At 61.5% G+C, this 14166-nt stretch carries 8 protein-coding genes; all 8 read right to left on the reverse strand.

Going from position 1 to position 14166, the window contains the following annotated elements; genetic code table 11:
• Window positions 1-442: 442 nt before the first annotated feature.
• Window positions 443-1918, reverse strand: coding sequence for a sulfatase family protein (locus PXH66_RS17140; protein ID WP_330930059.1), 1476 nt, complete (start codon window positions 1916-1918; stop codon window positions 443-445).
• 26 nt (window positions 1919-1944) lie between these two features.
• Window positions 1945-2697 (reverse strand): SDR family NAD(P)-dependent oxidoreductase, encoded by a 753-nt coding sequence (locus tag PXH66_RS17145; RefSeq protein ID WP_330930058.1) that lies wholly within the window; start codon window positions 2695-2697, stop codon window positions 1945-1947.
• On the reverse strand, window positions 2694-3740 hold the full coding sequence (locus PXH66_RS17150; protein ID WP_330930057.1) for a succinylglutamate desuccinylase/aspartoacylase family protein: 1047 nt from the start codon (window positions 3738-3740) through the stop codon (window positions 2694-2696). The genes PXH66_RS17145 and PXH66_RS17150 overlap by 4 nt, the downstream gene beginning before the upstream one ends.
• Before the next feature lie 12 nt (window positions 3741-3752).
• Window positions 3753-4874 carry a mandelate racemase/muconate lactonizing enzyme family protein gene (locus tag PXH66_RS17155; protein ID WP_330930056.1) on the reverse strand — a complete coding sequence of 374 codons (1122 nt, stop codon included), beginning with the start codon at window positions 4872-4874 and terminating at the stop codon, window positions 3753-3755.
• Between the two features lie 24 nt (window positions 4875-4898).
• Window positions 4899-6692 carry an arylsulfatase gene (locus tag PXH66_RS17160; RefSeq protein WP_330930055.1) on the reverse strand — a complete coding sequence of 598 codons (1794 nt, stop codon included), beginning with the start codon at window positions 6690-6692 and terminating at the stop codon, window positions 4899-4901.
• 136 nt (window positions 6693-6828) lie between these two features.
• A complete protein-coding gene (locus PXH66_RS17165) occupies window positions 6829-9609 on the reverse strand; it encodes a TIM barrel protein (protein WP_330930054.1) in 2781 nt (926 codons plus the stop codon).
• Window positions 9606-10760, reverse strand: coding sequence for a Gfo/Idh/MocA family protein (locus PXH66_RS17170; RefSeq protein WP_330930053.1), 1155 nt, complete (start codon window positions 10758-10760; stop codon window positions 9606-9608). The genes PXH66_RS17165 and PXH66_RS17170 overlap by 4 nt, the downstream gene beginning before the upstream one ends.
• Window positions 10761-11118: 358 nt before the next feature.
• The gene (locus PXH66_RS17175; RefSeq protein WP_330930052.1) at window positions 11119-14157 is read right to left on the reverse strand and encodes a DUF7133 domain-containing protein; all 3039 of its coding nucleotides are present in this window, start codon (window positions 14155-14157) and stop codon (window positions 11119-11121) included.
• Window positions 14158-14166 lie beyond the last annotated feature (9 nt).

Genomic DNA, 14166 nt, shown 5'->3' on the forward strand with positions numbered 1-14166 from the left:
AATAGGCGTCGGCCGAGCCAGTGAGCTAATACCAACGCGTATGCAGGGGGGCCCGTCAGGGGGTCGATACAATCGGTCGGCACGACGTAGCTCGGAGCGGTCCGTATCGAGAAGCCGTCCGGCTTCCGCATCGGGACAATTCCTTACGCCTCGGCAAATCACTTGGTGCGCGACTCGCAGCCCTGAAACAGAAAATCTCTCGCGCGAGAAAGATATGTATATTGTTCATATCTATGATTTTATATTATGCCTGGGATTTCTTTAATCGGGGAAGTAAGCCAAGTATAGGCCCACGTGCAGCCTACTTATTTATCCTACCAACGACTTCCCCATCCCAGCTATGCCTCTCATCTCTTGTATCGACACTATCGTATCAAGAAGCGGATTTTAACCCGATCGATACCAGAGGCCGCGCGACGCGCCCGCGGTCCCTCGCGCGACTTCAAAGCAAATCGTATTTGTTCAGCCAATACGAATACATCGTCGGCGCGGTGAGTTCGCTCACGCCCATGCGTCGGCGAAGTTTGCCCAGATAGCCGTCGAGCCACTTGCCGTAGGGCGCGATCTCCGCGGGGTCTTCGGGGTGAACACCCAGGTCGCCGGTCTCCGCCACCCAATCATTCAACTGCTGGCGGAAGGTTGCCAGGGTGTCGGTAAAACGTGCGTCACCCGCGAGGTTATTCATTTCATTCGGATCCGCCCGAATGTCGTAGAGCTCTTCCGCGGGACGCCCGTTGCCAACGAAGCGGGAGACGTAGTCGTCGAGGCCGGTGCGCTCGTGATGCGTCATCATCACGGCCACGGCCGGTTCCACCAACAGGGTGTAATCGTTCGTGGGCAGGTAGGGGTTTCCTGACGTGAAGTTGCGGATGTATTTCAGTTCGGTGGTGCGCACGCTGCGAATACGATCGGGCACCACGCCGGTGCGATCCTTCGCCGAGAAAACCCGTTCGCGCCCGGGAGTCGTGTCGTCCGCAAATGATCGTCCTTGCAGGTAGTCCGGCAAGGTCACGCCTGCGATATCCAGACAGGTCGGCCCCAGGTCGATCATGCTGATCAAGCGTTCGTCCACTTGCCCGGCGTTGCGACCATCGGCCCAACGCATGATGAGCGGCACACGCAATCCGCCATCGTAGAGATAACCTTTGTCGCGGGGAAACGAACGTCCGTTGTCTCCAAAAACGAGCACAACGGTATTGTCGGCCAGACCTTCCCGCTCCAGCCGCTTGAGGATGGCACCGACCTGCCGATCAAACAGTTGCACCTCCTCCAGATAACGGGACCAGTCAACCCGCAGGACGGGGTGTTCGGGATAGTAGGGCGGCAGCTCCACCTTGGAGGGATCCACCGGACGCCGCATGTCGCGCGTCCATGTGCGATGAGGTTCGTCAATATTGACTTGAGCAAAAAAGGGCTGTCCCGGAGCCCGCTGTGACCAGTCCACGCCGTCGAACGGTTCGCCGGGAACTTCAAAATTCCAGTCCAGTTTTCCTACCTTTTCCAGCGGTTGCCCCGCCGCCTCATCCGGCGACGACGGTCGGCCGTTGCTGACGAAATACCCCGCCTGCCGAAACAGTTCCGGAATCGTCACGACGCCATCCGGCAACGGCCGCTTCACCAACGTGCGGTGATTTTGGGCACCAATGCTGGTCTGATACATGCCGGTGTTAAATCCGGAGCGATTGGGCGAGCACACACTGGCGGTGCCAAATACATTGGTGAAGCGCACGCCTTCTTTGGCCAGCGCATCGAGATGCGGTGTCGCCGAAGCCGCTGCGGTTGGCTCGCCGTAGCAAGCCAGATCGGGCGACAAGTCATCCGCGATAATCCACAACACGTTGGGACGTGACGTGGGTTCAGCACACAACGCGGAAGCGACCACAAAAGTCGCGAGCAAACGGATGAAGGAAGTGGTCATGAAGGAAAATGTGTTGGGATTGAAAATCAGTAAGTGGCGCGACCGCCCGAGGCATCAAACACCGCGCCGGTGGAAAAGGAACACTCGCCCGAACACAGCCAGGCCACCAGCGCGGCCACTTCGTCGATCTCACCGAGTCGACCAACCGGAATGCGACTCACCATGTAGTTGATGTGTTCCGGTGTCATTTGGTCGAGGAGCCCGGTTCGAATCACCGCCGGAGTCACCGCGTTGACCCTAATCTCCGTTTGGGCGAGTTCTTTGCCGAGCGATTTGGTCAACGCGATCACCCCTGCCTTCGATACGCTGTAATGCGAGGCGTTCGGGTTGCCTTCCTTGCCGGCGATCGAGGCGACGTTGACAATGCGCCCATACCCGCCGACCCGCAGGTAAGGCACCACACTGCGGCAGGTGTAAAAGACCGCGTTCAAATTCACATCCATCACGCGTTGCCAATCCGACAGCGACAGCTCCCAAAGCGCGGCGTTGCCTCCCGTGATCCCGGCGTTGTTGACCAAAATATCGAGACCGTCCCACGCCGACGCGGTTTCATCCGCCGCTGCTTGCACGGCCACCGGATCGGCCAAATCCAGACCGCACGTCCTCACTTCCCCCAGAGTGCCCAGTTCGGCTTTCGCTTCAGTCAGGGCCGTTTCGTCCACATCCCACAAGGCGACGCGGGCACCCGACTCCAACAGTCGTTTCGCGACGCCAAAGCCAATGCCCCGAGCCGAGCCCGTCACCACGGCACGTTTATTTTTAAGATCTATTTGGTTCATACGTTCGTCTTCGCATTCAACTCCGCCCGCATCTCAGCCGAGACATCGTGGGCCAGACAAAAAAGAATATCGCCCTGACGGGTCAGCGGCGGGCCGCGATGAGCCACAATCACCCCGTCGGACTTGGCTCGCTGGAGCACCGGCTCCCGGATTGGGTTCTCCGGGAAGTGCAGCGCCCCGAGCACGTCACCGGCGGTAACATCCGCCCCCAACGCGACCCGAGGCTCAAACAGTCCCGACTCGGGACTGAAAACGTAATCCTCCCGGTCCAACGCCTGCACCCAGCGGGGTGGGCGTCCGTCGCGCGGCAGGTCTTCGCCGGCGCCGTCGCGCAGGAGCCCGAGATGTCGCAACACCCGTCGCACGCCCCCTTGGCAGAGTTGGTGAATTTCGGCGTTGAGCGATTCTCCGCCGCCCAGCTCCGTCGAGACCATGGTCTTGCCTTGTTGCTCAACTTCCGTCGGCAGAAGGCCTCGTCCCGCGACGTCGGCATAGAGAAACGCGATGTCGGTGCCGAAGGCGGCCGTCGCCGCCGCCATCCGGGCGCGTTGCGCGGGATCCTGCACCCAATGCATATGCGCGCAGGGATGAAACACCACGCCCCGACCGCCCGTGTGCAGATCGATCACCACGTCCGCCATGGGAAACAGGGTGTGACTGAGAAAATCCGCGGTGATCTCGCTGACACTTCCGCTGGGATCGCCCGGAAAGCAGCGATTGAAATTCTTACCATCCAGAGGCGACAGACGAGTCGCCGCGCCCGCCGCCGGCGGATTGAGCACCGGAATCATGATGAGCCGACCGTTGATATCCTCGAGCTTCAGCTCCCGCATCAACCGCATGATGCCCACCTGCCCCGGATACTCGTCGCCATGATTTCCGGCCGTCAGCAGAACCGTCGGCCCTTCCCCGCGCGCCATCACCTGCACCGGCAGCAACACCTGCGCCCACCCGCTCAAATTGTAGGAATTCGGCACCTCCAGCACCCCGCGCTGCAGTCCGGGAGCATGAAAGTCGATTGAGGTGTGTATCGGGTTTTTCATGACGCCTTCGCTTTACTCCGATTGATCGACCAAAACCGAGCTGATAAATGCTTCGTTGAGCGTCACACCGAGGCCCGGTCCATCCGGCACGGTGATGAAGCCGTCGGTCGCCTGAACGCGCTCATGAGTGAGCTTTTGCCGCAGCGGTTCTTCTTCGACGCAGTCCTCGAAAAGGAAGGCATCGCGGCAGGTGCTCAACCAATGCAGACTCGCGGCTAATGTCACCGGGCTGGTGTAACAATGGTTGCACGGCCGCGCGCCGATTTCCGCGATGCGTTGCCGCAGGTAGACCGCGTCCGTGAAGCCGTTGCGCGCGAGATCGATTTGATAAATGTCGAGCGCTCGATTTTCGAGCAGAGGTCGAAAGGAATCGCGGCCGCACTCTTCCTCGCCCGCCGCGATCGGCACCGGCGAACGATCACGCAGCCAGCGATAACCTTCCACATTGTCGGGCCGCAGCGGCTCCTCCAACCAACCGATGTTGTAGTCGGAAAACATGTGTGCGCGCTGCAAGGCGGTGCGTTCGTCCCATACACAACCCGCGTCGATTAGCAGAATGGCATCGTCGCCCAAACCGGCGCGAGCGCCCGCCACCAACTCGCGATCCTTCGCTTCCGACTCGCCCATCGGTTCCCAACCAAATTTCACCGCCGTGTAACCGGCGTCGATTTGTTTGCGGCCGATGTCACCCGTGGCGGCTCCGTCCGCTCCGAACAGAATCGAGGCGTAGGCCCGAAAGCGATCGTGACGTTTACCGCCGAGCAGGCGGTGAATCGGCTGCTGCAGCAACTTGCCCAGCAGATCCCACAACGCCATGTCGATCGCCGCCATCGCGGTAATGGTGACGCCACTACGACCGTAGTAGAGCGTCGACTGATACATCTTCTCCCACAGGCGATCGATTTCCATTGGATTCTCCCCGATCAGCACTTGGCGCAGGCCACAGGCGATGTTGTGCGAGAACGGCGCGTCGATCACCGCCTTCACCACTTCGGGCGAGGAATCGGCTTCACCGAAGCCCTCCGTGCCGTCCTCGGTGCGAATACGGACCAGCAGCGAATCCTGGCAGCTGGCGGTCTTCCCGATGACGGAAGGGTTACGTAATATCTGGCAGATAACTTGGGCGATTTTCATGGTGGGAGAATAAAAACGCGGGCGTCAGCGGACACGTTGCAACTCGGCGTAGGCGACGCTCTCCGCGTAACGGCCGGTTTTGAGAAAGATGCGCAATGAGTCGGTCGCCGCCGGCAGATCGACGGCCTCAAACTCCAGGCTCTTGACTCCCGCGCGGAATGGCTTGGTCCACGCTTGTCCGGCAAATTTGATGGTGGCGACGCCATCGGCATCCTTGGCCTCAAAATCCAGTTTTACGCGGTAGGTGCCCGGCTCGGGCGTGCGCACGTCCCAATGCCCGCCGTTGACCGTATGCATGTCGCCCCAGTCGGATCCTTCCGTGGCGAGGCGCCAGCTGCGGTTGTCAAAACGCGACAAGACCGTGGTCGGCTGCGCGGGCGTGCCGAGCAAGGTGAGCGCCTGATGCGAGTAGTCGCGCTGACCGGTGACATCGTCGAACCAGGCTTCGTAATCTTCCAGCAACCGGTCGACGATCTCGGGGTGTTGCGCGGCGATGTTGTTGATTTCACTCGGGTCCTCCTGCAGGTCGTAGAGCTCAAGTGAGTTCAACATCGCCTTGATGCGACGCTCGGACGGCGGGTCGTAAACGACGTGAGGATTGTCATCCGGCGAGATCAACTTGTAGCGATCGGTGCGCACCGCGAAATGCACGTAGCGAAACGGCTCTGGTCCGGCGTGCAGTTGATAAAACAAACGGCGATCCGGCCACGCATCGGTCTCTCCACGCAGCAGTGGCAGCATGGAAATACCGTCAATCGCCCGGTCCGTCGGCAGCGGGAATCCGCACGCTTCGGCCAACGTCGGCATGACGTCGATATGGCCGGTCAGCGTTTCGAGCTTGCGGCCCGCGGCAAACTTGCCCGGCCACCGAATCAGAAACGGCACGCGGATGCCGTTTTCATAAACACTGGTCTTCGTGCCGCGCAGGCCGCCGACGTAGCGGTCGGGATATTTGTCATTCTTGGTCCGGCGCGTGCGGGGTCCGTTGTCGGAAAGGAAAATCACGATCGTATCCTCCTCCAAATCAAGTTCCTCCAACGTGTCCATGATACGCCCGACATTGCGATCCACGGATGCGATCATGCCGTAGGTCAGCGCATTGTGTTCGTGTAGTCCCATTTTCCGATACGGATCGGCGAGTTCATCCGGCACGACCAAAGGGAAGTGCGGCAAGGGTGTGGAGTAGTAGGCCAAAAACGGCTGGTCCGCATTCTCGCGAATAAAGTCGATGGTCGCCTCCGCGAACACGTCGTCGCAGTAACCTTCCGTGCGTTCAGACACGCCATTGTGCTCCAGCACGGGATCGTAATAGGTGTTACCCGCCGGGCCGGCGGGTTGGCCGATGCCGCCGCCTTTGTGCACCAGCACCTCCTGAAAGCCCTGGTCATTGGGACGCAGCGGGTAATTGGGGCCCAAGTGCCATTTGCCAAAAATGCCGGTGGCGTAACCCGCGTCGCGCATCAGCTCGGCCAACGTGATTTCGTCGGCGTGCATCATGAAGTTGCCGCCCAACACTTCGGTCACGCCCGTGCGATAACAATGCCGTCCCGTCAGCAACCCCGCCCGCGTCGGCGCGCAACTCGGGTAGGTGGTGAACTGGTCCAAACTCGTGCTTTGCCTGGCCAATCGATCGAGGTTGGGCGTGCGCAACGAAGGATTGCCGTTGTAGCCGACGTCGCCCCAGCCCTGATCGTCGGTGAGGATCAACACCACATTGGGGGATCTGCCTTCGGTCGCCGCGCTCGCCGCGACGAGCAAAGCAAAATAAGCGAGGACGATCAGGAAGGGGAACCGTCGCGAAGCAGGGGAAAACATCATGACAAAAAGTGGATAACACGGACGACGACATTCGTCCTCGTCGCCATATTACCCAGCGTCGGTCCCGCCCGCTAGGCCTCCCATCTCGGGAGGTGGCACTTTCGTATCAGTCGCCCAAAGAAGCGCATCTCGCCCCTCAGTAACTCCAGGCTTCGTCGAAATGCCCCACCGCCACCGGAGCGGACTGGCCCAAATGTCGCACGGCCCAATCCCCCAGCCGCGCATAGTTCAAGTAGGCCACCGACGATGACGCGGCTTCGCCAAACGTGTGACCGCTGTTCAATACCACGTAGCGATCAGCTCCTCCGGCCAACGGGTTGGGATGAATCAATACCGGCAGATGTTCGTCGGCGGCGTAGCGTTGATCATTCATCGCAACCGTTTCCCGCGTCCACCCCAAAGGGAGAGCCGCCACCATGCTCGCCAGCACCGCGTTGCTGCCGGGGTCGCCGAAAAGAATCAAATTTTTGGTGCGAATATCCTCCGCCGTCACATCCCGGTCATCTTTCACCGGAACCTCCCCCACCCAGTAACGACTCCATTGATACGCGAAACGTTGCAATTCGGCTTCAGCCGCCGCCGCCACGGCCGGATGCCACGGCGTGCCGGTGCCGCGCACGGCCAGAAATGGAGTGGTGAACGCATCATCGATCGGGCCCTGTAGCCCGGGTCGTTTACGCCAGGCGCCCGCCTCCGCCGGAGGTAACTCCGCCACTTGCGCCCACCCTTTTGATGTGCGCTGCAAAACCCAGCCGTGGTCCGGATGCAGAAGGTTGCGATCCAGCTCGATGGTTCGCCCCGGCAGCACCACCCGCGGCTGCCGCGAGTCCAGGCGGTCGGCCGCCAAAGCGAATGCAGTGATATTTTGCAGGCGCGAGATGGTAACTTCGTTCGGCGCGGTCGCGCGGGCCACGATCTCAGACCGCGCATCGTGTTGATTCAGCCCGAGCAACTTCACCCAATAGGCGCGATTGTAACGCAGGGAGTAGGTCACAAAACGCACTTCCGGCCGCATCCGATCCGTTCCCTCGCCCGCGAGTTCGTTCATCAATTTCACCTGTTCGCGATGCGTGGTCAACGCCACCCGATGACCCGCGCCGGGCGCCACCAAATTGATCATCTGCAGTTCCTCCTTCGCCATGGCCAATCCCATGAACGCATGGTTGCGCACGCCCGGATCTCTCTCGCCCATGGCCGCGACCACCGGTATCAACCCGGCGTTGGCGGCGTAACTCACCGCATCCATGGTGGGCAGCACCCGTTCCTCGTGGTCCGGCAACGCGCCCACCCGGATCAGGCGGGCATTGCCCTCCCCTTCCGCAAAGAAGCGTGTATCCACATAACCCATATACGGCCCCAGCGCCGCGAATCGATCCGGGTTTTTAAGTCCCACGTGCCACGTGCCCGAGGCACCCATGGAAAAGCCGCGCAACATGACCCGGTCACGGTCGATGTTATATTCCCGACTTACCGCTTCGATTGCCTCAAAAATGTCGGCTTCCCCCGCAAAGCGGTAGCCGTTGGTCACGCGCCCCAACGGGTAGACTTCAATGTAATCCGCGTCGGGCGCCCGCCACCCCATGCCAAATCGGCGAAACCAATTACTGAATCCCAGCTGCGCCGCGCCTCCGGTCGAGGGAATGCTGCCGTGCAGCACCACGTCCAAACGGACCGGACGCTTGCCGTCGTAATTCTCCGGCACCACCACCCCGTAAATCTGCGCGGACCCGTCGATGGCCGAACGGTGCCCGCGCAAAATACGACCGGTGTCCTGCCGCCATGGAGCCTTGCCCTCCCCCAACGCCGTCGCTCGCTCACGACCGGTCGCCAACGCCTCCGTCACCAATGCAACTTGGGACGCGGACAGACTGGATTCAAAACGCAACGCCCACAGCGCCTGGTTGAGGTAGATCTCCGCATCCGCTGTGTCGACGGCCGGGAGGCGCTCGCGCAGTTGTGTCAGTTCCTCGCGCAAGGCCCGCGATTCCTGTTCGATTGTTTGGCGATCCGGCGCGCCGATCCCGGCCGGCCACTGCTCCGGCAACGCGCCGTCATCTCGCGTGTAGTCAAAACCCAGCGGCATGCCCGACCCATTCCAGTGGGCGTTGAAGAAATTGATGGAGCGTTGCACCAGCTCGCGCGGATCCTTCGCAAAGTCGGCACTGTCCGTCTCGATCGCCATCGTCCCCGACCATCCCGTTTCCCGAATCGCTTTGAACACCCCGGCAAAATTGACGTCGCCCTCCCCGGGCAGCTGGTCGACCCACGTATTTTTCCCCTCGGCCCCGACTTGCACGGTTTTGTCCTTGAAATGCAGGTCGACCACGCGGTCCCCGTAGGAGCGGAAAATCTCAGCCGCGTCGAACCCGGCCGCCGTGACCCAGCCGATGTCGAGGCACACGTAAAGATCCGGGTATTGATCCAACAGCGCGTGCACCGTCGCAGGATCGCCGTAGGGCGTTTCGAGCCAGTGGTTGTGCACCGCCAACTTCAGGTCCTGGCGTTTGGCCGTCGCCAGGAGCTCGGACCACTTCGATTGATCGCGCGGCTCGACCACCAGAAATTTCATCCCGCCCAACTTGGCCAACGCGAACATCTGCCGATCCTCATCCTCGTTGCGGCCCATGGCCGAATACATCGTGTAAGGTTCAATGCCCGCCGCCCGCATCACTTTGAACTTGGACGCGTTGACGTTGCTTGGGGCCGCCGGGTCAATATGAGCGCGATAAAGCGCGACCCGCGTAATCCCCTGCTCCGCCGCAAAGGCCACCATGTCGTCAAAAGGCATCTCGCGACAGGTCCAACTTTGCAGGCCCAGTTCCGGCCGAGCCAACGCAGGCGCGACCAATAGCAAGCTCATCGACAGCCAACGCGATAGCCGACGTCCCCGCGAGCAACGTGAAGCGGAGGCGCTCATGATTGGGGCACCTTGATCCAACGTGAACCCCGCGACGCACTTTTAACGACCGCGTCGATGAAAACCATGCCCGCCACTCCGTCCGTGATCGTCGGGAAATCCGGGTTGCGGGGCACGCGACGACCGGACACCTCCGCGCGCACCGCCCGGAAGACTTCCTGGTAAATATTGGCAAAGGCCTCGAGGTAACCTTCGGGATGCCCAAATGGCACCCGCGTGAATTGCCCCGGCACCGTCACGTAGTCGTTGCCCCGTCGCCACACCTCGCGCGGTTTGTCGGGGTATTTGACGATCAACTCGTTCGGGTGTTCCTGGTGCCACTCCAAGGATGCCTTGGACCCATACACCCGCAGGCTCAGCGCATTCTCATCGCCCGCGCTGATCTGGGAGGCATGCAGCACCCCCTTCGCTCCATTGTCGAAACGCAGCAGCACATTGCCGTCATCGTCCAGCGTGCGTCCCGGCACGAACGCCGTGAGGTCGGCGCACAATTCGGTGATTTCCAAACCCGTGACATAACGCGCGAGATTCTCCGCGTGGGAACCGAGGTCACCCATGCAGCCTGCCGCGCCGGAACGTTTAGGATCGGTTCGCCAATCCGCCTGCTTCTGGCCGGAGGCCTCGATCGCGGAGGACAGCCAGCCCTGGGGATACTCGACCAATACCTTGCGAATGTCGCCGAGCTTGCGGCGCTTCACGAGGTCGCGCGCCTGTTTGACCATGACGTTGCCGGTATAGTTGTGCGTCAGCGCGAACACCTTGCCCGTCCGCTCCACCACTTTCTGCAGCGTGCGCGCCTGCTTGAGGTCAAAGGTCACGGGCTTGTCACACACGACGTTAAAACCGCTCTCCAGGAACAGCTTGGCCGGACCAAAATGCTGGTGATTGGGCGTGACGATGACCACAAAATCCAGGCGTTCATCCTTGGGTCGATTCGCCTCGGCCGCCGCCATGTCCTTGTAACTCGGATACACCCGCAACGGGTCGAGATAAAAGTCGGATCCGGAATCGGCCGAACGCTGCGGGTCCGACGAAAAGGCGCCGGCCACCAGCTCGGCTTGGCCATCCATGATGGCGGCGATACGATGAACCGACCCAATGAAGGCGCCGCGGCCTCCACCGATCATTCCAAAACGAAGTTTACGTTTCATAAGCAAATACAGGTCGAGACACCGACACCAGCGAACGCCGAATATCTGTCGTGTTGACCAAAGAGGAGGACATAGAGGGGTGAAACGGAGCGCGCGTAGCCGACAGCCAAGCCGCCGTCACGGACCGTGGCGCACACCCTACTCCAAGTCGCCCTCACGGCTCTACGCTTGGCGTCTCGGACACCGGCACTTTCGTATCAAGTGGGTGTCCGGTTCGCATATATCGTGAGGAGAAAGTCCGTCCTCAGCCCGCCCCGCCGGAAGTCGGGTGTGAAGCCCGACCCACACAGTTTGGATGCACCGCTTGGCCGTGGGTCGGGCTTTACGCCCGACAAGCTACCACGTCTGCCCAGCGGCGCTACGGCGCGTCGACTGGCACGAGTTTAAGCCCGCGCACATCCGCCAACTCACGACGCAGCTTCCCATGCGGTTGCATCACGATCCGGCTTTCACCCGCGGTGAGTTTCAGGACGCCCGCATCGTGCTCGGCGAAGGTCGTGTAGCTCCCCGTGTCGGGCACGGTGCCGATGAGGGTGTCGTGACTCGCGACCACGGCAAATTGGTTGCCGGCGGAAACCTGGTCGGCCGCCAGGGTGACCAGCACCCGATAGCTACCGGCGTTGGCGACACTCACTTTCCACTCGGCCACATCCTCGACGAAACGCCACGGCGCGAGCACGTCGAGCGCCTCACGATAGGCGAGCTTGCGACCGAAAACGGTGGACTTGCTGGCGGGCAACAGGAGCGATCCGTCGGTCGCGGGCTCGATCAAAACACCGGCCGTTTCGGCCTCGTCATTTTCCAGTAATTCCCCCGCCCGCCAAGGCATGACACGATCGACGCTGGCGGCACGGACGGACGCAATCGTCGCGGGATCGACCGGCGGCGCGCGGTTGCCCCAAGCCTGACGAATGTAACTGAGAATTCCGGCAAAATCTTCATCGGAGAAGCCACCATTGGCGAAGCCGGGCATGGCCAGATTCCACGTCGTGCCGGCCACTTCGATCTCACCGTAGAGACCGTTGAGCACAATCCGCGCAGCTCGTTCCTCCGATCCCGTGACCCATTCCGAACCGGCGAGCGGCGGCGCCACACCTTCCAGTCCGCGGCCATGGCCTTGGTGACAGGCAGCGCAAATCTGGTTAAATTTTTCTTCGCCGTGACGGATGAGTTCGCGCTGCTCGTCGGTAATGGCGGCGAGTTGGTCTTCGTCGAGGAAACGGCGCTCCGCCCCGGGCCATTCGAGTTTTTGTAACGCTTCGAGCGCGCGGTTGCGTTGCCCCTCCGGCAGGGTCTCATCCCGGCTGAGACTCAACAACGCGGTCGGCCGCACCGGCAGACGGAACGGAGCCTCCCACTGCACCCACGTCAGCGCATTCAGGATAGCCTCGCGGCGGGCATCGGAGTCATCCAAATGACCCAAAAGCTGATCGACTCGCGTCTCGTCGCCTTCGTAAAGCACGCAGAGCGCGAGCATCGCGGACAGTCCCGGTTTTTGGTCCTGCCATTCCAGGAAGGTCTCCAGTTCCTGCCCGCCGAGTCCCGTGAGGGCGGCTGTGCCCAGCAGCGGTTCAGCATCGATCTCAAGCAAGCGCTGCATGGCCGCACGGGCCGCCGGCGTGCCGTAGGAGCCGAGCGACAGCATGAGCTGAAGTCGCACCGCCGGACTGGTATCAGCGACCAAGTCGGCCACCTCGGCGAAGAGCGCAGCGACGCCTTCGCTCAGGCGCACGCCCATCTCCCGCACCACTGGATCGGCGTCGCGCAGGGCCGAACGACGGGAGGCGTTGTCGAGCGCCCCCATGCCATCGAGGCTCCAGAGAGCGTGAACTTTGCCGAGGCCGTGGGCGCGTTGCACATAGGCGCGCAGTTCGGCGGTCGCATCGGCGCGTTCCACCAACAAGCGTTGCGCCGTCAACCGCTGCCAGCCGTTGGCGTGACCGAGCATGGCAACAAGCTCCGGCGAGGTCATGGCGTTTAAATTCGGCGGCACCCGCGACAACGGTCGATCCTCGGCGACGATGCGCCACATGCGACCGAAGTCGTCGCCTTCCGCCAGCTTGCGTTCATTGATCTGCTTCTCGAGCCACGGCACCATGAAGATGACGTGCTCGATAATGCCGTGATACATGTCGGCAATGTAGAGTGCACCGTCGGGGCCCACGCGGGCATTGACCGGACGAAAACGTTCATCGGTCGACTGCAGGAATTCCTGTTCGGCCGGGTAGTAACGCGACACGGTGGGCTTGATGCCGTTCTCCATGACCAAGCGACCCAGCAGATGGCCGCCCGACTCCGGCACGAAGAAGTTACCGTAGGCGTCGTCGGGAAACTGCGTGCCGTCGTAGTAGCAGGTGCCCGCGACGATGGTGTAGGTTTCGAGACGACCGTCGTCGCGCAGCTCCAGCGCACCGAGCGTGATGGCCGGAGTGACGCGATTGGGATAAACGAGATTGGCGTCACCGGGCGCGAGATCGGCATTCACGCCAAACCGACTTTTGTCCTTCGCCGCGTTATCGTAGAGGGTCTGAAAATGCGGATTGCGCAGGAGATATTCCGCCGGGAGATAGTCGCCGTAAAGGGGTTGATCCTGGTAACAGGTGAAGAAGCGCCCCTTGTCATCGAAGGTCACCCCAAACTGACCGCGCTTCACCGTCGGAGCTTCCTCCAACACACCGTCGCGCCAGCGGTAACGTGAGGGCGAATCGGCGCAATGCAGCCAGTTGTCGAGCCCGTAACGCAGCCCGTTGGCCGTGTGCTGCGGGTTGCCGGGGAAACCCATTTCACCGACCTTGGTTTTGCGGTCAGCCTTCAGATCGCCGTCCAAGTCTTCGCAGAACCAAATGTGCGGAGGCTCCTGAATGAGCACGCCGCCTTTCACAAACGTAAGGGAACGCGGCATGACGAGCCCGTCCTGAAAGACGGTGCTGGTCTCGGCGTAACCATCGTGGTCCTTGTCCTCCAATACCACCACGCGGCAAATCGGCGCGCCTTCGTCAGTGCCCGCCAAGTCACGCATGTAACCTTGGTATTCCACCACCCACATGCGGCCCTCCGGATCGAACTCGAAGAAGATCGGTTTTTGCACCGCCGGCTCATGGGCCACCAGCTCGATGCGGTAACCGGGCGCGAGCGTGAAGGATGCCTTCGCCTGCTCCGGCGACAGGATCGGCGCCTCCGGAATATCGATACGCTCGAGCAGCTTTTCCCCTTCTTCCCAATCCGCCCAACCACTGAGGGCAGAGGGTGGGCGCACCCGGGGCCGCCCGTCCGGCACGATGCCCTGCGCCGCCACCGGCACGACGCTGCCGACCAACGCCAACAGGCCGGCCAAAAGATACGTGGCGCGCGAGCCTCGCAGAGAGGAGTTGGAACAGAAATGTGTCAGAGCGTTCATGGCAAAAAG

It is taken from the genome of Synoicihabitans lomoniglobus, assembly GCF_029023725.1.
Classification (GTDB): Bacteria; Verrucomicrobiota; Verrucomicrobiia; order Opitutales; family Opitutaceae; genus Actomonas; species Actomonas lomonigloba.

Excerpts from the sequence above, each read along its gene's own strand:
- PXH66_RS17145 (WP_330930058.1), bottom strand. The coding sequence starts at position 2,697 with ATGAACCAAATAGATCTTAAAAATAAACGTGCCGTGGTGACGGGCTCG.
- PXH66_RS17170 (WP_330930053.1), bottom strand. The coding sequence starts at position 10,760 with ATGAAACGTAAACTTCGTTTTGGAATGATCGGTGGAGGCCGCGGCGCC.
- PXH66_RS17160 (WP_330930055.1), bottom strand. The coding sequence starts at position 6,692 with ATGATGTTTTCCCCTGCTTCGCGACGGTTCCCCTTCCTGATCGTCCTC.
- PXH66_RS17175 (WP_330930052.1), bottom strand. The coding sequence starts at position 14,157 with ATGAACGCTCTGACACATTTCTGTTCCAACTCCTCTCTGCGAGGCTCG.
- PXH66_RS17155 (WP_330930056.1), bottom strand. The coding sequence starts at position 4,874 with ATGAAAATCGCCCAAGTTATCTGCCAGATATTACGTAACCCTTCCGTC.
- PXH66_RS17150 (WP_330930057.1), bottom strand. The coding sequence starts at position 3,740 with ATGAAAAACCCGATACACACCTCAATCGACTTTCATGCTCCCGGACTG.
- PXH66_RS17165 (WP_330930054.1), bottom strand. The coding sequence starts at position 9,609 with ATGAGCGCCTCCGCTTCACGTTGCTCGCGGGGACGTCGGCTATCGCGT.
- PXH66_RS17140 (WP_330930059.1), bottom strand. The coding sequence starts at position 1,918 with ATGACCACTTCCTTCATCCGTTTGCTCGCGACTTTTGTGGTCGCTTCC.